Annotated in this window: 21 protein-coding genes; 12 read left to right on the top strand and 9 right to left on the bottom strand. The window is 64.2% G+C overall.

The genetic code is table 11. From position 1 onward, the window contains the following. Nucleotides 1-12 precede the first annotated feature (12 nt). The 4 genes from XI02_RS22825 to mgtE all read left to right on the top strand — a co-directional run bounded on the left by XI02_RS22825 (nucleotide 13) and on the right by mgtE (nucleotide 4,935). On the top strand, nucleotides 13-1,383 hold the full coding sequence (locus XI02_RS22825; protein WP_018271700.1) for a sigma-54 dependent transcriptional regulator: 1,371 nt from the start codon (nucleotides 13-15) through the stop codon (nucleotides 1,381-1,383). Nucleotides 1,384-1,756: 373 nt separating this feature from the next. Continuing rightward, nucleotides 1,757-2,005 carry an RNA chaperone Hfq gene (hfq, locus tag XI02_RS22820; RefSeq protein ID WP_006020546.1) on the top strand — a complete coding sequence of 83 codons (249 nt, stop codon included), beginning with the start codon at nucleotides 1,757-1,759 and terminating at the stop codon, nucleotides 2,003-2,005. An 11-nt stretch (nucleotides 2,006-2,016) separates the two neighbouring features. After that, nucleotides 2,017-3,411, top strand: a complete 1,395-nt coding sequence (hflX, locus tag XI02_RS22815; protein ID WP_026192782.1) for a GTPase HflX — start codon at nucleotides 2,017-2,019, stop codon at nucleotides 3,409-3,411. A gap of 153 nt (nucleotides 3,412-3,564) precedes the next feature. Beyond that, complete coding sequence (mgtE, locus tag XI02_RS22810; protein WP_018271698.1) at nucleotides 3,565-4,935, top strand: magnesium transporter; 1,371 nt, start codon at nucleotides 3,565-3,567, stop codon at nucleotides 4,933-4,935. A 146-nt stretch (nucleotides 4,936-5,081) separates the two neighbouring features. Here mgtE and mazG read toward each other — a convergent pair whose 3' ends face one another. Further along, nucleotides 5,082-5,927: a nucleoside triphosphate pyrophosphohydrolase gene (gene mazG / locus XI02_RS22805; protein ID WP_018271697.1), complete on the bottom strand. Its 846-nt coding sequence runs from the start codon at nucleotides 5,925-5,927 to the stop codon at nucleotides 5,082-5,084. Nucleotides 5,928-6,055: 128 nt separating this feature from the next. On the opposite strand from mazG, the gene queC reads away from it, so the two are divergent. Further along, nucleotides 6,056-6,775: a 7-cyano-7-deazaguanine synthase QueC gene (queC, locus tag XI02_RS22800; protein ID WP_016840712.1), complete on the top strand. Its 720-nt coding sequence runs from the start codon at nucleotides 6,056-6,058 to the stop codon at nucleotides 6,773-6,775. A gap of 437 nt (nucleotides 6,776-7,212) precedes the next feature. On the opposite strand, the gene XI02_RS22795 is transcribed toward queC, so the two are convergent. The 3 genes from XI02_RS22795 to nthA are packed head-to-tail and all read right to left on the bottom strand — an operon-like array spanning nucleotide 7,213 to nucleotide 8,875. Continuing rightward, on the bottom strand, nucleotides 7,213-7,590 hold the full coding sequence (locus XI02_RS22795; RefSeq protein ID WP_016840714.1) for a nitrile hydratase accessory protein: 378 nt from the start codon (nucleotides 7,588-7,590) through the stop codon (nucleotides 7,213-7,215). Then, nucleotides 7,590-8,249, bottom strand: coding sequence for a nitrile hydratase subunit beta (nthB, locus tag XI02_RS22790; protein WP_016840716.1), 660 nt, complete (start codon nucleotides 8,247-8,249; stop codon nucleotides 7,590-7,592). The genes XI02_RS22795 and nthB overlap by 1 nt, the downstream gene beginning before the upstream one ends. Then, nucleotides 8,246-8,875, bottom strand: coding sequence for a nitrile hydratase subunit alpha (gene nthA / locus XI02_RS22785; RefSeq protein ID WP_018271696.1), 630 nt, complete (start codon nucleotides 8,873-8,875; stop codon nucleotides 8,246-8,248). Before nthA ends, nthB begins: the two co-directional genes overlap by 4 nt. A gap of 74 nt (nucleotides 8,876-8,949) precedes the next feature. On the opposite strand from nthA, the gene XI02_RS22780 reads away from it, so the two are divergent. After that, on the top strand, nucleotides 8,950-9,756 hold the full coding sequence (locus XI02_RS22780) for an enoyl-CoA hydratase/isomerase family protein (protein WP_018271695.1): 807 nt from the start codon (nucleotides 8,950-8,952) through the stop codon (nucleotides 9,754-9,756). Nucleotides 9,757-9,984: 228 nt separating this feature from the next. Here the strand turns inward: XI02_RS22780 and XI02_RS22775 are convergent, their stop codons facing one another. Together XI02_RS22775 and XI02_RS22770 are read right to left on the bottom strand one after the other, a co-directional pair. Further along, entirely contained in the window at nucleotides 9,985-11,169 is a 1,185-nt protein-coding gene (locus tag XI02_RS22775) for an acetate/propionate family kinase (RefSeq protein WP_018271694.1), read from the bottom strand. Between the two features lie 3 nt (nucleotides 11,170-11,172). After that, nucleotides 11,173-13,584 (bottom strand): phosphoketolase, encoded by a 2,412-nt coding sequence (locus tag XI02_RS22770; protein ID WP_018271693.1) that lies wholly within the window; start codon nucleotides 13,582-13,584, stop codon nucleotides 11,173-11,175. A gap of 334 nt (nucleotides 13,585-13,918) precedes the next feature. Here XI02_RS22770 and XI02_RS22765 point away from each other — a divergent pair, with 334 nt between their 5' ends. The 4 genes from XI02_RS22765 to XI02_RS22750 all read left to right on the top strand — a co-directional run bounded on the left by XI02_RS22765 (nucleotide 13,919) and on the right by XI02_RS22750 (nucleotide 15,466). Then, on the top strand, nucleotides 13,919-14,062 hold the full coding sequence (locus XI02_RS22765; protein WP_016840730.1) for a hypothetical protein: 144 nt from the start codon (nucleotides 13,919-13,921) through the stop codon (nucleotides 14,060-14,062). Between the two features lie 161 nt (nucleotides 14,063-14,223). Next, complete coding sequence (locus tag XI02_RS22760) at nucleotides 14,224-14,571, top strand: response regulator (protein WP_016840732.1); 348 nt, start codon at nucleotides 14,224-14,226, stop codon at nucleotides 14,569-14,571. A 290-nt stretch (nucleotides 14,572-14,861) separates the two neighbouring features. Further along, nucleotides 14,862-15,038, top strand: coding sequence for a hypothetical protein (locus XI02_RS22755; RefSeq protein ID WP_016840733.1), 177 nt, complete (start codon nucleotides 14,862-14,864; stop codon nucleotides 15,036-15,038). A gap of 248 nt (nucleotides 15,039-15,286) precedes the next feature. Further along, a complete protein-coding gene (locus XI02_RS22750; RefSeq protein ID WP_016840737.1) occupies nucleotides 15,287-15,466 on the top strand; it encodes a hypothetical protein in 180 nt (59 codons plus the stop codon). Here the strand turns inward: XI02_RS22750 and XI02_RS22745 are convergent. From XI02_RS22745 to XI02_RS22735, 3 genes are all read right to left on the bottom strand, one after another. Further along, the gene (locus XI02_RS22745) at nucleotides 15,445-15,711 is read right to left on the bottom strand and encodes a hypothetical protein (protein WP_129965016.1); all 267 of its coding nucleotides are present in this window, start codon (nucleotides 15,709-15,711) and stop codon (nucleotides 15,445-15,447) included. The genes XI02_RS22750 and XI02_RS22745 overlap by 22 nt on opposite strands. A gap of 78 nt (nucleotides 15,712-15,789) precedes the next feature. Beyond that, nucleotides 15,790-15,969, bottom strand: a complete 180-nt coding sequence (locus XI02_RS22740) for a hypothetical protein (protein WP_240537272.1) — start codon at nucleotides 15,967-15,969, stop codon at nucleotides 15,790-15,792. Between the two features lie 131 nt (nucleotides 15,970-16,100). Continuing rightward, nucleotides 16,101-16,469, bottom strand: a complete 369-nt coding sequence (locus XI02_RS22735; protein ID WP_018271691.1) for a response regulator — start codon at nucleotides 16,467-16,469, stop codon at nucleotides 16,101-16,103. Nucleotides 16,470-16,856: 387 nt separating this feature from the next. Between XI02_RS22735 and XI02_RS22730 the strand changes: the two genes are divergently transcribed. After that, nucleotides 16,857-19,175, top strand: a complete 2,319-nt coding sequence (locus XI02_RS22730; RefSeq protein ID WP_018271690.1) for a chemotaxis protein CheB — start codon at nucleotides 16,857-16,859, stop codon at nucleotides 19,173-19,175. Beyond that, the gene (locus tag XI02_RS22725; protein WP_016840746.1) at nucleotides 19,176-19,922 is read left to right on the top strand and encodes a Crp/Fnr family transcriptional regulator; all 747 of its coding nucleotides are present in this window, start codon (nucleotides 19,176-19,178) and stop codon (nucleotides 19,920-19,922) included.

The raw sequence follows: 19,922 nt of genomic DNA, 5'->3' as shown, positions 1-19,922 counted from the left end.
CAGGTGTAACCCATGGCAAGTGACATTCTGATTGTCGACGACGAAGCTGACATTCGCGACCTCGTTGCGGGGATTCTGGACGATGAGGGCTTTTCCACGCGCACCGCGCGCGACAGCGATTCGGCGCTTGCCGAGATCGCCAACCGCCGGCCCAACCTGGTCTTCCTCGACATCTGGCTGCAGGGCTCCAAGCTCGATGGCCTGCAGCTGCTCGAGCAGATCAAGAAGGACAATGCCGATCTGCCCGTCGTGATGATCTCGGGCCACGGCAACATCGAGACCGCGGTCGCCGCGATCAAGCGCGGCGCCTACGACTTCATCGAGAAGCCGTTCAAGTCGGACCGGCTGATCCTGGTCGCGACCCGGGCGCTGGAAACCTCGCGGCTCCGCCGCGAGGTGAAGGAGCTCAAGCAACTGGCGCCTGCGGCGAGCGTCCTGACCGGCCGCTCGGCCTGCATGAACCAGCTGCGCCAGACCATCGACCGCGCCGCCAAGGCCAACAGCCGCATCCTGATCGTCGGTCCTTCCGGCGCCGGCAAGGAGCTTGCCGCGCGCACGCTGCACCATGCCTCCGGGCGCGCCGAAGGGCCGTTCGTGGTGATCAATGCGGCCGCGATCACGCCGGAGCGGATGGAGATCGAGCTGTTCGGCATCGAGGGATCGAACGGCGAACAGCAGCGCAAGGCCGGCGCCCTCGAGGAGGCGCATGGCGGCACGCTGTTCATCGACGAGATCGCGGACATGCCGCGCGAGACCCAGAACAAGATTCTGCGCGTGCTGGTCGATCAGACCTTCCAGCGCCAGGGCGGCACCAGCAAGGTCCATGTCGACGTCCGCATCATCTCCTCGACCGCGCGCAATCTCGAGGAGGAGATCGCCGCAGGCCGTTTCCGCGAGGACCTCTATCATCGCCTCTCGGTGGTGCCGATCCGGGTGCCGCCGCTGTCGGAGCGTCGCGAGGACATCCCCGAGCTGATCGACTATTTCATGGACCAGATCTCGGCCGCCACCGGCCTGCCGAAGCGGCAGATCGGGCAGGACGCGATGGCCGTGCTGCAGTCGCATGTCTGGCCGGGCAACGTCCGCCAGCTCCGCAACAATGTCGAGCGCGTGATGATCCTGGCCGGCGGCGGGCCGGAGGCGATCATCACCGCCGACATGCTGCCGCAGGACGTCGGCTCGATGGTGCCGGCGATGCCGACCTCCAACAATGGCGAGCACATCATGGGGTTGCCGTTGCGCGAGGCGCGCGAGGTGTTCGAGCGCGACTATCTGATCGCCCAGATCAGCCGCTTCTCCGGCAATATCTCGCGAACCGCGGAGTTCGTCGGCATGGAGCGCTCGGCGCTGCACCGCAAGCTGAAGGCGCTCGGGGTCGGCTGACCCCGGCGCGGCAGGCCGGCAGACCGCCGGCGGCTCGGAGCGAACCCCGGCGGTCACCGCCGGGGAGCCGGTAGATGGCTCTCGGGAGCAGTTTGGATCGATCGGCGGGGCGAGGGGAGGGCCGGTACAACCGGGGATTTATCCACTCTCCACGAGAATATTCGTCTCTTTCCCCGCACTTTCTTAGAATTGCCACCGTGTTCCTACCGACTGCACCGCGAACTGGCTTGCCTAAAAACCGCGCGTAGCCTCTAATCCTACCGCTATGCCTGCCGGAGGGGGATCTCGTGGCAGGTGGGCAGCCGGAGGAGGCTCCGTCAGAGAGCAGCAACCGGTTCAATAAAAAGAAGCACAAGCTTGCGGGACAAAAACAATGGCGGCAGACCGCGCACAAAATCTACAAGACACCTTCCTTAATCACGTTCGTAAAACCAAGACGCCACTGACGATATTTCTGGTCAACGGAGTAAAGCTGCAGGGCATTGTCACATGGTTCGACAATTTCTGCTTGCTGCTGCGGCGCGACGGCCACTCGCAGCTTGTCTACAAGCACGCGATCTCGACCATCATGCCCGGAGCTCCGATTCAGCTGTTCGAAGGTGGTGAGGACGCACCGGCTTGAGAGTGAACTGATTGGAACCCTTCAATCGTGAAGGGGGCGCCGACCGGACCAAGTCTAGGCCCGGGTCGGCAGGGAGCGGCAGCACCGGGCGGGTGATCGTCATCGGCCCGTACCTGCGCACGCGCCGTGGCGACGGCGATGCGCAAACGGATTCCTCTGTCCGCGACTATGAAGCGCGGATCGAGGAAGCCGCCGGCCTCGCCGGTGCGATCGACCTCACTGTGGTGGACTCCGTCATCGCGCCGATCAGCCAGATCCGGCCCGCCACCTATCTCGGCAAGGGCAAGGTCGAGGAGATCAACGGGCTCGTCGCCAGTAACGAGGTCGAGCTCGTGGTGATGGATTGCGCGCTGTCGCCGATCCAGCAGCGCAATCTCGAGAAGGCCTGGAGCACCAAGGTGCTCGACCGCACCGGCCTGATCCTGGAAATCTTCGGCCGCCGCGCCAAGACCAAGGAAGGCGCGCTGCAGGTCGAGCTCGCCCATCTCAACTACCAGCGCAGCCGCCTGGTGCGGTCCTGGACCCATCTCGAGCGCCAGCGCGGCGGCTTCGGCTTCATGGGTGGCCCCGGCGAAACTCAGATCGAGGCTGACCGCCGCCTGATCAGCGAGCGCATCACCAAGCTCGAGGGCGAGTTGAAGAAGGTGCAGGCGACGCGGCGGCTGCATCGCGCCGGCCGCCAGCGCGTGCCGTATCGCGTGGTGGCGCTGGTCGGCTACACCAATGCCGGCAAATCGACGCTGTTCAACCGCCTGACCCGCGCCGACGTGCAGGCCGCGGACATGCTGTTTGCGACGCTCGACCCGACCCTGCGCGCGCTCAACCTGCCGCATGGCGGCAAGGCGATGCTGTCGGACACGGTCGGCTTCATCTCCAATCTGCCGACCCAGCTGGTGGCCGCGTTCCGCGCCACGCTGGAAGAGGTGCTGGAAGCCGATATCATCCTGCATGTCCGCGACATCTCCCACGAGGATGCGGAGGCGCAGGAGCGCGACGTCGAGGCGGTGTTGCGCCAGCTCGGCATCGACCCCGACGCCGACGGCGGCCAGCGTATCATTGAGGTCTGGAACAAGATCGACCGCTTCGATCCCGTGGAGCGGGACAATTTGCGCAATATCGCCGCGCGCCGTCCGCCGGAGCGGCCATGCTTCCTGGTTTCGGCCGCAACAGGCGAGGGGATCGATGCGCTGCTCGCCGCCATCGAGGATCGCCTCGCGGCCAGGCGCTCGACGCTCAATCTCTCGATCGACGCCTCCGATGGCGCCGGCATCAGCTGGCTGCACCGCAATGCCGAGGTCCTGAACAAGGAGCTGCATGGCGAGCGCTTCGACATGACGGTGCGCGTCGACGAGACCAAGCGCGACATCGTGATGAGCCGGTTCGCGGCCGTTCCCCACGAGGCGTAAGCCCTCGCATCCGGTCCCTGCAATCTTCCGAAATATGACGATGCCGTGACGTTGCGGGCGCCGATGCGCCTGCGACGCGGCGTCGCACTTTCTGTTTGAAATCCGTGCCGCCTTGGTTCATTGCGCTGCAGAACGCAAAGCCGAGGCGGATCGATGCAGGACACCAGCGAAACCATCACGAAAGCGAGGCTCGCCGGCCAGAACGGTGATCTTGCCCAGGAGCGGGCGCCCGAAATCGTCGAGGCGCTCAACGCCCGGGAGCCCGCGGATGCCGCCAAGCTGCTGCGCTCGCTGCCGGCCGAGAAGGCGATCGAGGTGCTCGACCTGCCCGGGCTCGACAACACCTGCGAGATCCTCGCCGAGCTGCCGAAAGACACCGCGGTCTCGCTGCTGTCGGGCGTCTCCGACGACCGTGCCGCCGATATCTTCAAGGAGCTGGTCGAGCCGCTGCGCACCACGCTGTTGAACGGGCTCAATCCGGAGACCCGCAACGTTATCTCCGGGCTATTGGCCTATCCCGAGCGCAGCGCCGGCAGCATCATGACGACCGAATTCGTCAGCGTGCCCTCGAGCTGGACCATCGCCGAGGTCCTGCATCACATCCGGATGGTCGAGCGCACCCGCGAGACCGTCTACTCGATCTTCGTGATCGACCCGGTCAAGAAGACCCTGATCCAGGCCGTGCCGCTGCGCCGCCTGATCTCGGCCGATCCGCACGCCAATGTGCTGACCGCGGCGCCGGCGCGGAAGCCGCTGATGATCGCACCCGAGGCCGACCGCATGGAGGCCGCGCGGCTGATCTCGCGCTACGATCTGCTCGCCGTCGCGGTCGTCGACGGTCCCGGCCATATCCTCGGCATCGTCACGGTCGACGACGTCATCGACGCGATCGTCGAGGAATCGACCGAGGACGCCCAGAAGTTCGGCGGCATGGAAGCGATCGACGAGCCGTATCTGCGGATCGGTTTCGGCGAGATGATCAAGAAGCGCGCCGGCTGGCTGTGCGCGCTGTTCCTGTCGGAAATGCTGACCGCGACCGCGATGCAGTCGTACCAGAGCGAGCTCGAGAGGGCGATCGTCCTGACGCTCTTCATCCCGTTGATCATGAGCTCAGGCGGCAATTCCGGCTCACAGGCAACCTCGCTCCTGATCCGCTCGCTGGCGCTGCACGAGGTGCGGCTGCGCGACTGGTGGCGTGTCGCCGTGCGCGAACTGCCTACAGGTATCGTGCTCGGCACCATCCTGGGCCTGATCGGCATCATAAGGATCACGCTGTGGCAGACGCTCGGCCTGTTCGATTACGGCCCGCATTGGGCGCTCGTCGCCGCGACCGTCGGTGCCGCACTGATCGGCATCGTCACGTTCGGATCGCTGTGCGGCTCGATGCTGCCGTTCATCCTCAAGCGCATCGGCTTCGACCCGGCCAGCGCGTCCGCGCCATTCGTCGCGACACTGGTCGACGTCACCGGCCTCGTGATCTATTTCGGCGTTGCCGCGGTGATCCTGCGCGGGACGTTGTTGTAGGAGACTGCGTGGGCAGAGCGCTGCGCTGCGTCCACAAACTCACCGTCGTCCCGGCGAAGGCCGGGACCCATAACCACAAGCCGTCGTGATTGAGCCGGTCGCAGTTCCTCATCGCCTGGTATTAGTACCGTCGACTATCCGTTAGATCACGCGGTATGGGTCCCGGCTTTCGCCGGGACGACGGCGGTCTTTGCTTCGTTCCACAACGCGTCCATCTCCTCCAGCGATGCGCTATCGAGCGAACGCCCCTTCGCCGCCAGCGCCTTCTCGATATAGGCAAAGCGCCGCTCGAACTTGACGTTGGTCGCACGCAGCGCGGTTTCCGGATCGGCGTCGACGTGGCGGGCGAGGTTGACCAGCGCGAACATCAGGTCGCCGGTTTCCTCCGCGATCTCCGCCTTGTCGTTGCGGTCGAGCGCGGCCTCGATCTCGTCGGCCTCCTCGCGGATCTTGGCGAGCACGGCGCGCGGGTCGTTCCAGTCGAAGCCGACGGTGGATGCCTTGCGCTGCAGCTCCATTGCGCGCGTCAGGGCAGGCAGGCCCGCCTTCACGCTCGCCAGCAGCGATTTGTGCGCGGTCTCCTCGGGCGGCCGCCGCGCGGCGCGCTCGGCCTTCTCCTCGGCCTTGATCCGTTCCCAGGCGCTCTTGACGCCGGCCGGCTGGATGTTGCCGTCCTTGTCCGCGAAGACGTGCGGGTGACGGCGGATCATCTTGCTGGTGATCGCCTCGACCACATCGCCGAACGCGAACGCGTTCTGCTCCTCAGCCATCCTGGCGTGATAGACCACCTGCAACAGCAGGTCGCCGAGTTCCTCGCGCAAATCGTCGAGATCGCCGCGCGCGATCGCATCCGCAACCTCATAGGCCTCCTCGATCGTGTAGGGCGCGATGGTCTCGAAATTCTGCACGAGGTCCCAAGGGCAGCCGGTCACCGGCGTGCGCAGCGCAGCCATGATCTCGATCAGGCGGGAAATGTCGCGGGAAGGGGTCATGGAGCACCGCTGTATGAGAGGTATGGCCGTTATGCCAAATCGGCCCTGTCGATCCCAGCAAAACACGCCGGAAACACGGCACTGTCCACGGATTGGCTACGGCGCCGCCAGGTGCTAAATCGCGTTCCATGACCGATCAGAACGCTTCCGACACCGCGCTGGTGCTGTTTTCCGGCGGCCAGGATTCCACCACGTGCCTTGCCTGGGCCTTGTCGCGCTTTGCCCGCGTCGAGATGCTCGGCTTCACCTACGGCCAGCGCCACGCGATCGAGCTCGATTGCCGGGACCAACTGCTGGCCGGGATCAAGCGCGTTCGGCCGGAATGGTCTGCGAAACTCGGCGACAGCCACACGCTTGATATCCCGACGCTGTCGGAGATTTCCGACACCGCGCTGACCCGCGACGTCGCAATCGAAATGGGCGCGGACGGCTTGCCGAACACCTTCGTGCCCGGCCGCAACCTCGTGTTCCTCACCTTCGCGGGGGCGCTGGCCTATCGGCGCGGCATCCGCCACATCATCGGCGGCATGTGCGAGACTGACTATTCCGGCTATCCGGATTGCCGCGACGAGACCATCAAGGCATTGCAGTCCGCGCTCAATCTCGGCATGGCCAGGGATTTCGAGCTGCACACGCCGCTGATGTGGCTCGACAAGGCCGCGACCTGGCGGCTTGCGCACGAACTCGGCGGAGCAGGGCTGGTCGACCTGATCCGCGAGCACTCGCACACCTGCTATCTCGGCGAACGCGGCGCGCAGCACGATTGGGGCTATGGCTGCGGCGAATGCCCGGCCTGCAGCCTGCGGGCCAAGGGCTGGCGCGAATATGTTGCGCGGGGTGGCCCGTGACCGTGGGCAGATCGCCGTCCGCAGGGGCGCGCTGCCAAAATATCGAAAACAACCCCATGCAAAGGAGCCGGCGGCTGCCGGCGTTCGACACGGCAACTTGACACGTCGGGCAACTCAGCGATACTTTTCCATTATACAGAAATATGGCAGGGGCGATCCGGTACGCTGCGGCTTCTCGGCTCCAGCAGTCCCGTCTCTGGAATCCGTGCGCGCGGTTCTGTCCCCGTCGTCGTCCCGGCGAAGGCCGCGACCCATACGCCGCGGCAGGCATTGTAGGTAGGACTCGTCGTTCCAGCATCGCGTAACAATTTGCATTTGGGGTCATGGGTCCCGGCCTTCGCCCGGACGACGATGAGGATGAGTTCGCGATTCAAGGCGCCCCACCACGCGATGTCATCACCCGCGCATGCGCATGCAGGTGATCATGGCATTCGAGGCTACCTAAAATCCGCCGCCGTCAGCTCGATCGGCTTGCCGTGCGGGGTGCGGTCGGCGGCGCGGTCCCAGGCGTCGCGGTAGCGGTGCAGTGTCTCATGCGTCGTGACGCCCTTGGCGGCCACGAGGTGCTCGAGGGTTGCCAGCCAATGCTGGTAATAGGTCTCGCCGGTGTCGGGATCGCCGGCAGCCTGCGCGCGCTTGATCTGGTCGGCGAGCGCGGCAGCCCATTCGGTCCAGGTGAACACGCCGCGGTCATGCAGGCTCAACGCCATGGCGAATGCCTGCGCTTCCCAGGGGGCGCGGAATACCGGGCCGTCCTGATCGCGGGGGATGCTGGAGACGGCGCTGGTCGCGCGCGCAGCGGCGCCTGCATCCATCAGACAGCCTCCAGATAGGGCTCGAACGCGTCGATCGAGACCTTGATGGTCGGATCGGAGTCCGGTCCCCACAGCTCGCGTCCGTCGAACACGACGGTGTACAGCCATTGCGGATGTTCGCCGGCGTCGTTGGCGACCGTATCGGGAAATACGTGACAGCCATGATCGCGCTCGACCACCCCGACGTGACCGCGCACGTAGCGCGGCAGCCGCGTGTGGGTGGCGGGATGGATGTTCTTCGCCCGCACCCGATCGCCGGCCTTGAATTTCGCAGGTCCCGGCGCGGCGCGGCCGAACTTGCCGCGCACCATGATGCGCTCGATGTCGGCCACCGAGAACTTGCCGTGCTTGAGCGCTTTCGCCGGCGCGACGGCATGCCCAGCGGCGACGTCGTCGTTCGAGATGAAGCCCTTGTCGAGCAGCAGGGCTTCCAGCCCGAGCAGCCATTTCCTGTAGTAGGAGCTCGACAGATAGACCTGCGGGGGCAGGGTCTCGCGATAGAAGCGCGAGGCGTCGATGTTGAAGGCGCCGGCCGCGCCCATCGCGCGGACCATGGCGAGCACCCGGGATTCCCACTCCTCATGGAACATCGGCTCGTTCGGCTCGGGCTCGACCTTGCCGAACCCATCCATGCCGCCCATGTCGTGGACGCCGTTCATGACGGCGCTCCCGGTTTCTTGGGAAAGCCGGTGCCGATCATGGAATCGCGCGTCACCAGCTCGGCGAGCTGGTCTTCGCTCAAGCCCTCGGTGCCTTCGGGCCGCATCGGCAGCACCAGAAAGCGCGTCTCCGCGGTCGAATCCCAGACCCGGATTTCCGTCTCCTTCGGCAGGCTGACGCCGAAATCGGCGAGCACGCCGCGCGGATCCTTGACGGCGCGCGAACGATACGGCGAGGCCTTGTACCAGACCGGCGGCAGCCCCAGCATTTCCCAAGGGTAGCAGGAGCACAATGTGCAGACGACCATGTTGTGGCGGCCAGGCGTGTTCTCGATCGCGACCAGATGGTCGCCGACCCGGCTGACATGGCCGAGGGTGCCGACAGCCTTGCTGGCGTCCTCGAGCAACGCCTTCTTGAAGGCGGGATCGGTCCAGGCCTTGGCGACGACGCGGGCGCCGTTATGCGGGCCGATCTTGGTCTCGTAGGCCTGCACGATGGCGTCGAGCGCGGCAGCCTCGACATAGCCCTTCTCGGTCAGGATCGATTCCAGCGCACGGACGCGCAGTTCGGTCTCCGACAGTTCGGAATGGTCGTGATCGTGGTGGTGATGATCATGTTCGCTCATGCCCACAGAATAGGCGAAACCGTCGTGCTATGTCGAGGCAGGCAGTACACAAGAATGCGAGCGGGGAGGTATGCGTGGTTGATGATGTGACGATCGAGAAGGGGCTCGGACCGGAGGGACGGATCGCGGTGGTGCGGTTCGACCGCGGCGACGGTATCAACGCGCTGTCGCCGGAGGCGCTGCGGCAGCTGACCGACGCGGCGCGCAGTTTCGAGGACGATGGCGAGACCTCGGTGGTGGTGCTGACCGGCGGCGCCAAATCGTTCAGCGCCGGCTTCGACCTCAAGGATGCCGAAGGGCGTTCGCGCCAGACCATGGACATGGGCGCGCTGCGCCGGCACCTGAAGCTCGGGCCGCGGCTGACGCGCGCCTGGCAGGACATGGAGCAGGTCACGATCGGCGCGATCGAGGGGTTTTGCGTCGGCGGCGGCGTGGCACTCGCGGTCGCGCTGGATTTCCGCGTCATGGCGCGCGACGCGCATATGCGGGTGCCGGAAATCGCGCTCGGCATGAACATGAGCTGGCAGAGCGTGCCGCGCATGCTGCATCTGATGGGACCGGCGCGCACCAAGCAGGCGGTGATCCTGGCCGACGACCGGATCTCGGCCGATGAGGCCTACGAATGGGGCTTGGTGGAGCAGGTGACCGATCCCGGAAGGTCATATGAAGCCGCGATGGCGCTCGCGGCCAAGATCGCCGCCCAGCCGCCGATCTCGGTCGCGATGACCAAGCTGACGGTCAACCGGCTGGCACATGCGCTCGACGATCTCGCCAGCCACATGGACCTCGACCAGTTCGCGCTGGCCAGCCTGACCGAGGATCACAAGGAAGGCGTCGCGGCGTTCCTCGGACGGCGGAGGCCGCGCTTCAAGGGGCGCTGATACGTGTCGTTCAGGAGCCCTTCCAGGCTTCGGAATGGCGAAGGCCCTGACGCCGGGCCGAGCGTCAGGGCCTTTGCGGTGCGGAGACGACCCCAGCACCTTTCAGGGCCTGGGAGCCGACAGTGGGGTCATCCGCCTGCACCGTTGTCGAGATCTAGCAGGCAACAAATAGCATGCGCCCGTCGCCGGCGTTCGCATTTGCATATGTGAATCGGCCTCTCGTCGATCCTAGGTTCCCGGGATCAAGGCTGCGCAGTGGCGAGCGATGGTTGCTTCCTCGTTGGTTGCTATGACGAGCACATCCACTGAACTATCCTCGCAAGCAATGTGCAGCTGTGCCGCAGCGTTGGCGGATGGATCGAGCTGGACACCCAGCCATCGGAGCCGTTCGCAGACCTGCTCGCGAATCTCGCTCGCGTGCTCGCCGATACCGCCTGTGAACACCAGGCATTCCAATCCGCCCAGCGTGCCAGCCATCGCGGCGACTTGTTGCGCGATGCGGAACGTGAAGAGGTCAACCGCTTCCTTCGCGGCGGGCTCCTGGCTTGCGAGCAGGACACGCATGTCGGAGGACAGGCCTGAAACGCCGAGCAGCCCCGATTGGTGATAAAGCAGCTGCTCAAGGTCGTCGACCGACATGCCGTTCTGCTGCTGGAGGTAAAGCAGAACGCCCGGATCGATCGTGCCGCAACGAGTCCCCATGACCAGGCCGTCGAGAGGCGTCAGCCCCATCGTGGTGTCGATGCTGCGGCCGTTCCGCATGGCGCAGAGGCTTGCGCCGTTGCCGAGATGCGCCACCACGGTGCGCTTCGAGGAAAGCTCCGGCGAGATGTCGGCGAGGCGGCCCGCGATATATTCGAAGGAGAGACCGTGAAAGCCGTATCGCCGAATGCCGGCGCGTTCGAGATGTCTCGGGATCGCAAGCCGATTGACGGGCGGCGCGAGGCCATGATGGAACGACGTGTCGAAGCAGGCGACCTGCATCAGTTCCGGCCGGATCGCGCCGATTGCCCGGATTGGCGTCAGGCAGCGAGGCTGATGCAGCGGCGCCAGCGGGGTGAGGGCGTCGAGGGCGGCAAGCACCGTCCGATTGATTTCGACCGGACGCGGAAACTCGCGGCCGCCGTGAACGACGCGATGCCCGACGGCACGCAGCCGCTCGCCGAGATGATGTTCGATCCGAGCCAGGACTGCGGCAAACAGCCGATCGGGCGGCGTATCTGGTTCGACTTGCTCCAACGCGAACGACGCGCGGCCGGCCGGATCGGTGAAGACCAATCGCGACGCGCCCTCGTGCTCATCGATCTGTGCCTTGCAGAGCAGCGTGGGATCGGTACGCGAAGCATCGAAAAGGCCGAACTTGATGCTCGACGAGCCGGAGTTGACGATCAGGACCGCATCGGACGTCGGCATGGCTCAACCGCCGGATTTGGCAGGTGCTCTGCCGTCCGAGCCGTTCGGCCAGACCCAGTCTCGAACCTCCGGCATGTCCTCGCCATGCTCGCGCACATATCGCGCATGCGCGATCAAGGCATCCCGGTATCCTTGCTTGATCTGTGCGGCCTTGGTGGCGAGCCCCGGCACGCGCTCGATCGCCTCGATCGCGAGATGGTAGCGGTCTAGTCCATTGAGAACGACCATGTCGAAAGGTGTGGTCGTCGTGCCTTCCTCGACAAAGCCGCGCACGTGCATGTTGTCGTGATTGGCCCGGCCATAGGTGAGCCGGTGGATCAGATAAGGGTAGCCGTGGTAGGCGAAGATGACGGGGCGATCGCGCGTGAACAGGCTGTCGAAGTCGCGATCGCTGAGGCCATGAGGGTGCTGTTGCCTCGGCTGCAGCGTCATCAGGTCGACGACGTTGACCACGCGGATCTTGAGGTCGGGGAGGGCCTTGTGCAGAAGATCAACGGCGGCGAGCGTCTCCAGCGTTGGCACGTCACCGGCGCAGGCCATCACGACATCGGGCTCGCTGGTGGGATCCTCGGTTCCGGCCCACGTCCAGATGCCAATGCCGGCATCGCAATGAGTGGCGGCGTCCTGCATCGAAAGCCACTGCGCGGACGGTTGTTTGCCCGCGACAATGACATTGATCCGATCGTAGGTCCGCAGGCAGTGATCGGCGACCCATAGCAGCGTGTTGGCGTCGGGCGGGAAATAGACCCGGACGATGTCGGCTTTCTTGTTGGTGACCAGATCGACAAAGCCGGGATCCTGGTGGCTGAAGCCGTTGTGATCCTGGCGCCAGACATGCGATGTCAGCAGATAATTGAGCGAGGCGATCGAACGCCGCCACGGCAATTGACGCGAGACCTTCAGCCATTTTGCGTGCTGGTTGAACATCGAATCCACGATGTGGATGAACGCTTCATAGCAGGAGAAGAAGCCGTGGCGTCCGGTCAATAGATAGCCCTCCAGCCAGCCCTGGCAGAGGTGCTCGCTGAGGACTTCCATGACACGGCCGTCTTGAGCGAGATGGACATCATACGGCTCGGTCGGCTCCATCCAGACCCGGTCCGTGGCTTCGAACACGGCATCCAGCCGGTTCGAGGCGGTTTCGTCAGGCCCCATGATGCGGAAATTGCCGGCATCGGCATTCAGCTTGAGGACATCGCGCAGGTATTTTCCAAGCTCGTGCGTCGCTGCGGCGACCGTCTGACCCGGCTGCTTTACGTCGACGGCAAATGCGCGGTAGTCCGGCAGCCGGAGCTCACGTTTCAGAAGGCCGCCATTGGCATGTGGATTGGCGCCCATCCGACGGTTTGCGGTCGGGGCGAGGGCTTGGAGCTCCGGGATCAGCGCACCATCCTTGTCGAACAGCTCCTCGGGATGGTAGCTGCGCATCCAGTCTTCAAGCAGCCTGAGATGCGCGGGGTTGTCGCGGACTTGCGCGATCGGCACCTGGTGCGCGCGCCAAAAGCCCTCGACTTTGAGCCCGTCGACCTCCTTCGGACCGGTCCAGCCCTTTGGACTGCGCAGCACGATCATCGGCCAGCGCGGCCGCCCCGACCGCTTGCTGCCGCGCGCCTCGGTTTGGATCTTGTGAATGGCTGCAAGCGCCTCATCCAGGGCAGCGGCCATGGCGCGATGCATCGGCATCGGATCGTCGCCCTCGACGAAAAGCGGCTCATGTCCGTAGCCGCGAAAGAGGTTGCGGATTTCCTCGTCGCCCATCCGCCCGAGCACCGTCGGATTGGCGATCTTGTAGCCGTTGAGGTGCAGGATCGGCAGCACCGCGCCGTCACGCGCGGGATTTAAGAACTTGTTCGAGTGCCACGATGCAGCCAGCGGACCGGTTTCCGCCTCGCCATCGCCGACGACGCAGGCCACGATCAGATCCGGATTGTCGAACGCCGCGCCATAGGCGTGGACCAGCGAATAGCCGAGTTCGCCACCCTCATGAATGGAGCCGGGCGTTTCCGGTGCCGCGTGGCTTGGAATACCGCCGGGGAAGGAAAACTGCCGGAACAGCTTGCGCAGACCGTCGGTGTCTCGGCCGACATCGGGATAGATCTCGCTGTAGGTGCCTTCGAGATATGTGTTCGCCACCATGCCCGGACCGCCATGTCCGGGACCGCAAATGTAGATGACGTTGAGATCGAGCGCGCGGATGACCCGGTTGAGATGGGCATAGACGAAATTCAAGCCCGGCGTGGTACCCCAATGGCCGAGCAGGCGGGGCTTGATGTGTTCCTTGCGCAGCGGCTCGCCGAGCAGCGGATTGTCGAGAAGGTAGATCTGGCCGACCGAAAGGTAATTGGCGGCGCGCCAGTAGCGGTCGAGCAGGTCGAGATTGCCGGCGGTCGTTCTTTGTTCAATCGTTGCTTTCATGGAGCCAACTCCTCCCCAAAACTATCACAACAACGTCAGGTTGATCCCGCCGGCAATGATCGTGCTCGACCCTTGGCGAGGCCGGGCGGGACGCCAGGCAGCGATATCGGCGGCGGTTCTTGGCTGATGCATCGCGTTCGCTGGCTCCAACCGCAGGCGCCGCCCCTCGTTCCTTCGTTTGCCGCCTGGAGCGGCGCACCCCCTGCAGCCTGGCGGTGACGGCGACTGGTTTGGTCTTCGGCATCGGCAAACGAGGCATCTCCGAGCGAGATCATTGATCTCTCATATGTAAATGCCGGAACCAGGCAGAGAGATGACAAGCGGCAAGTGACTGATGTTCGACCGCGATTCGATATCCGCCATAGTCAGCCGAAGGGTGCAGTTGATGAATCTCATCGACCGCTACTTTTTCGCCGCAACGATTACCGTGACAATTGTACTCTGGCTGTACCTTGGGTTGTTGGTGGCCGGTAGCTGACGGCGTGTGCCTGGAAAACGGGACCAGTCCCACCTTGGCGTCGAAATTCCCCGCTCGCTGAAATAGGTCATGGCCGCTGTCCTGAACGCCGCGTCGGGAAACCCAACCGGCGGAACAACGTTAACACCTCGATCATCCGCGCAACTGGCAGAGGTACTGCTATGCGTACGATCTTGATCGTGGAAGACGAGTATTTCATTGCCGATGACTGCGCCACGCTGGCACGACAGGCCGGCTATCACGTCGTCGGGCCGTTCGCTTCGATCGACGAAGCCCGCCCGCACGCTTCCGTAGCCTCTGGCGCGCTGATCGACATCAACGTCAATGGAACTTCGTCCTACAAGTTGATCGATACCCTGATTGCGATGGGTACACCGGTCACCCTGTACACCGGCTACGACGCCAGCACGCTGCCCGAGAAGTATGCGCATCTCCCCGTGGTGACCAAGCCGCGCGGGTGTGCGGAAGCTCTTGGGATGCTGTGCAAGCAGATGAGCTTCGCCGGATAGCCGGCGAGCTGAACGCAGATCGATGCGCGCGCCGGGATGCGCAGCGGTGGTTGATGGGGTAGACGGCCCCCCGTGAGAGCTCGCTGCTCTTTCTACACGTCGTCCCTGCGAACACTTTCGCAGGGACGACACCGGATGTATTGCGCTGAGGTTCCCGGCGCGGCACTTTTGTTGGCAACTTTCCTGGCCGAGGTTTATTGTCTTCTTATCACCGGCCGAGGCTCTGCCCGTAGGCGTCGGTGGCTGAGAGACCGAGCGCGCTCCCGCCTGCACAGCGAGGGAGCGCGGCCATGGCTGATGTGCCCAACGCTTACCAAGCTTGGCGCGAAGAACTCGTTGCTCAGACGCACGAGGTGATCCAGCGTTCGCTCAGAATATTGCGCGAGAATCCGTCGGCCGACACGTTCGTCGGCCGCAAGACGCAAGAGCCGTTCCCCCAAGAGGAAATCCGCTACGGGAACCCATGATCTTGATCGGCGTTGGGTTCTCCGCTCAGTGCTCTTGGCGGAGGCAAAGCATGTGGGACGACTACTGGTTTCAGCTCGCCAGGTTCGAGGCCATGAAGCGACGAATTCAAGCTGGCAACGAACTCTTGCAAAAACAGCTCGCCGGTTCTTATGAACGGATACGACTGTCGTGCCGTCTATTACGCCAACCCGATCCTAACTTATCCTATGATAGGGCAGATGACACGACCCCCGGGTAATGTAGCTTGATGATTGATCCGCTGTTCGCCCGCGCTGAGCTCGCCATAGAAGAAAGTCAAACTTTGCGCGAACAAAGGAAATCGCTTACGGATCAACGAGACGAGCAACTCGCCGAGCTGCGGCAATCGGTGCATAATTCGGCGAGCGCGCGCACGGAGATCAAAGCTCACCGCGACAACTGCAAGTAAGGTTTCGCTGGTGGGATCCGGGCATGTGCAGTATGCTGATGGGTCGGTAACGTCGACGAGCGGGCTTGGATGAAGCGCTCGAGATGCGCGGACAATTCGTAACTCAGCGCCAACCGTCGCCAGGATCGCGCCAGCAACTCATAATCCTTGCGCGTCGTTTCGACGCTGGCTGTCGAGGCCCGATGGTCGGCTTCGTCGGCCAGTTGCAGGCATTCCGCGATCCGATCTGTTGAATGGTGCAGCATCGTTGTCCTTCCTGAGGAAGATGCGCCGGGTGGATGGGTCACGCCGCCGGTTCGCCGGAGATCGTGAGCCGAGACAAATCAGGCAATATGAACGTCAGCCGATCTCAACGTCCTGAGCTGCGCGACCACGAGGCGTAACTCGTCCGCCAATTGGGCGTTACGGATGCGGGTTTCCGTGACGGTTGAGAGGTCGGCGACCAGCGCGCGTTCTGCGGCCGTCTGCTCAAGTTGCTCGATACGTCTTTCGATGTCGGTCATCACGCACCCCGTCCGATATCGCGACTGGAGTATCGTGGCGGTCGCTGCAAACCTCCGCACTAACATTTGCAAATGCTCGAGCGGATTATTCGTGTCCGGCAGCGTCGTTGAGACAGGCGGTCAAGCCTGGTTCATGGGATCGCGCGCAGGATCATGCCCGCGAGCCCCTGGGCCATGGTGCGATGGTCGAACGGCTTCTCCCACAACGGGACGTCCGCGAATTCGGTGCCGAGTACGATCTTGTCGTATCCCGAGGTGAACACGATCGGCACGCCGCGCGCCTGGAGCTCGCGCGCGACCGGATAGATCATCTGCTGGCGGATGTTCACATCGAGCACCGCACCATCGATCACGCCGCCGTCGTGCAGGATGCGAAGCGCATCGGCGATGTCAGCGGCCGGACCGGCGATATCGGCACCGAGCGCGCGCAGCGCGCTGCGCATGTCGTCGGCAAGGAAATACTCGTCTTCGACGATCAGGACGCGGCGTCCTGTCAGCAATGGGCCCTCGGTCAAACGTGCAGAAAAATCAAACATATCAACTCCGGCCGCGCCCGGCATGTCGTCATCGCAAAATTGGAACGTAGGACGAATGCTCGCCTTGTTGCAAACAATGTTGGAAAGGGCAGGTTCCATGTCCCATCGAGACATCATCGCCATCGGCGGTTCGGCCGGGGTAGCGGCGCGAACTCACTGGAAAGGTCTATCGTCGGGTCGGCCGCCGCCAAGCAAACATGATCCGTCGCGCTCTGGAGGACAAGCGGCGGCCACATCGCGCTTCCCTGCAGGTAGGAGATTTCCTACTTATCCCATCGGGATAGGATCAAACTCTGGTATCAACGGGCACGGGCGAGAATGCCCGTCGGAGAATTGAGAGCCGCTGCGACCATGGATGACGTCGGCCAGCCCCAGGGCGGAGATGGAGAGCGCGAGAGTAAGGCGCCGCTGATCGTAGGCGTGGGGGCATCCGCCGGCGCTCTCGATAGCATCGAGCGGTTCTTTTCCCGGCTGCGGCTCAATCCGGATCAAGCCGTCGTGCTCGTGCTGCAGGACCACGATGTCATCGAGTATGCCCGGCTGCGCGACGCGCTGCAACGATCGGAAGGCGCGCGGGTGTCCGAGATCACGGACGGTCAGGTCGTCGAGGGCGGCGTGATCCATCTTTGCCCCTCTGACATGATCACCACGATCCAGAGCGGCCGTTTCGCCGTCCGGCGCGCCGAGCAGGCGCGCGGCGACCGGGCGACCATCGACAGTTTCCTGGTCTCGCTGGCGGAGGACCGCGCCGAGCAATCGATCGGCGTGGTGCTGGCCGGCACGGGCGGCGATGGCACGCTGGGGGTCGGGACCTTGAAGGATCATGGCGGCCTCGCGATCGCCGAACGCATTGGCGACGGCCAGTCCAACCCCCACGACGAAGGCAGTTCGGCCGCGGCGATCGCCGATTTTGTGCTGCCGCCAGAGGACATCCCGGAGCGTATCGATGTCTATTCCCGCCACCTCCGCCGGCTCGAGACCGGGACGCGGCTGCCGCCGGAATTCCCCATCACGACGGCGGCCGGACGGGTCGCGATCGACATCCCGCCGATACGTTCCGTTGGCCCGGATGTCGGCCTCGAGCGCCGCGCCCAGCGCATTGCCGAGCGCTACGCGCCCGCCTACGTCATTACCGACGGCCACTATCACATCCTGCATTTCTCCGGCCGCACCGGCCGCTACGTCGAGCCGACCGCAGGGACGGCGACGCTCGATTTGCTGCAACTCGTGCATCGCGACCTCAGGCTTGAATTGCGCACCGTGCTCAGCCGTGCCGCTGAAACCAATGAACCGGCGCATGCCGAGCAGGTGCGGCTCGGCGTCAACGGGCATCGCGTGCTGGTCGACATCACCGTCGAGCCGATCCAGGACGGCCCTGCCGGCCATCGCAATTTCGTCGTGCTGTTCAAGGATGGCCCGATCCGTCCCGTGGAGCAGGCCGAGAGCAATCCCAGCATTCTGATCGGGACCGAGCATGTCGAGCGGCTGGAAAGCGAGCTGCTCGCCACCCGCGAGCGGCTACAGGCCACCATCGAGGAACTCGAAAACACCAATGAGAAGCTGAAGTCCTCCAACGAAGAATACCAGTCGCTCAACGAGGAGCTGGAGACCTCGCGCGAGGAATTGCAGTCGGTCAATGGGGAGCTGACCACCGTCAATGGCGAGCTGGCGCACCGCGTGCAGGAACTCACCCAGGCCACCAGCGACCTGAAGAATTTCCTCGAGAGCACCCGGATCGCAACCGTGTTCCTCGACAACGATCTCAAGGTGATGAACTTCACGCCGGCGATCACGCATTTGCTGCATCTGGTCGAGACCGATGTCGGCCGCCCGATCGCGCATATCAAGGCGCGCATCCCGATCGAGGAGCTCTATGATGATGTCCGCCGCGTGCAGCGGACGCTGGCCAGCGCCGAGCGCGAGCTGACCGCGCCCGACAGCGGCACGCGCTATATCGTGCGCATCCTGCCGTACCGCAGCATCGACAATTTCATCGCCGGCGTCGTGATCAGCTTCATCGACGTCACCGCGATCACCCGGGCTGAGGAGCGGCAGCGGCTGCTGCTCGCCGAGCTGCAGCATCGCGTCCGCAACACGCTCGGCGTGGTCCGCTCGATCGCGCGCCGCTCGGCCGAGACCAGCGCGAACGTCGAGGACTATGCATCGCATCTCGACGGCCGGCTCAACGCCTTCGCGCGGACCCAGTCGCTGGTGACCCGCGATCCGGAAGGCGGCGTCGATCTGGAATATCTCGTGGTCGAGGAATTGCTGGCTTACAACGCGCGGGAGGGCGAGCAACTGAGAGTCTCCGGTCCCGGGATCCGCCTGCAACCCAAGGCCGCGGAGACCTTCGCACTGGCAATCCACGAACTCGCAACCAACGCCTTGAAATATGGCGCGCTGAGCCAACGCGCCGGGCGCATCGACGTTACATGGCGCATCGATGATGCGGCCGAGCCACGGCAACTGGTGTTCAACTGGCGCGAACGCAGCGGGCCTGAGGTGACGCCGCCGCGCCGCAGGGGATTTGGATCCGATCTCCTGGAGCGGACGCTGGCGTTCGAGTTCAAGGGCAAGGGCACGCTTGAGTTCAATCCGTCGGGACTTCACTGCACGATCGCCATACCGATGAGCCCGCAAGCGATCCATACGCCGAGCATGGGGAGCTAGATGCATCCCCCGGTGCTCGAGGGGAATTTGGCGCAGCCGGTGATCCGGCGGCTCAACGCCATGCGGCAATTGTCCGAACGGGGAATCGCGTTGCTGCAACAGGCGATCCAGGACGGGCTGCACCGCGCCCGCCCGGGCGAAGACCTCGCCACCGAGGGCGATCCGGTCGACAGCGTCAGGATCATCCTGTCGGGCTGGCTCTGCCGCTACAAGACGCTGGCCGACGGTCGTCGCCAGATCGTCAATTTTGTCCTGCCGGGCGACAGCTGCGACGCCTGCGTTTATCTGCTGTCGGTGATGGATCATTCGATCGGCGCACTGACCCCGGTTACCTACGCCGACATCAAGCGTCCGGTGTTCGAGCAGCTGCTGGCGAGCGACCGTTCGCTGGAGGAAGCGCTCTGGTGCGAAACCATGGTGAGCAGCGCGATCCAGCGGGAATGGACGGTCAATATCGGGCGGCGCGTGGCGCTGGAGCGGGTCGCGCATCTGTTGTGCGAACTCTATGAGCGCCTGCTGCCGGTTGGAATGATCGACGGCGATTCCTGCCTGTTTCCGATCACGCAGATGGATCTCGCCGATGCCACCGGCCTGTCGGTGGTCCATGTCAACAGGACGCTGCAGGAGCTGCGCGGCTCCGGCCTGATCGTGCTGCGCGACCGCATACTGACGATCAACGACCTGAAGCAGCTCAAGGACACGGCGCTGTTTTCGGCCGACTATCTGCACACCAAGCGGCACGGCTGA

The organism is Bradyrhizobium sp. CCBAU 21365, from assembly GCF_015291305.1.
Taxonomy (GTDB): Bacteria; Pseudomonadota; Alphaproteobacteria; order Rhizobiales; family Xanthobacteraceae; genus Bradyrhizobium; species Bradyrhizobium elkanii.
This window is presented reverse-complemented; position numbering and strand designations above follow the sequence as displayed.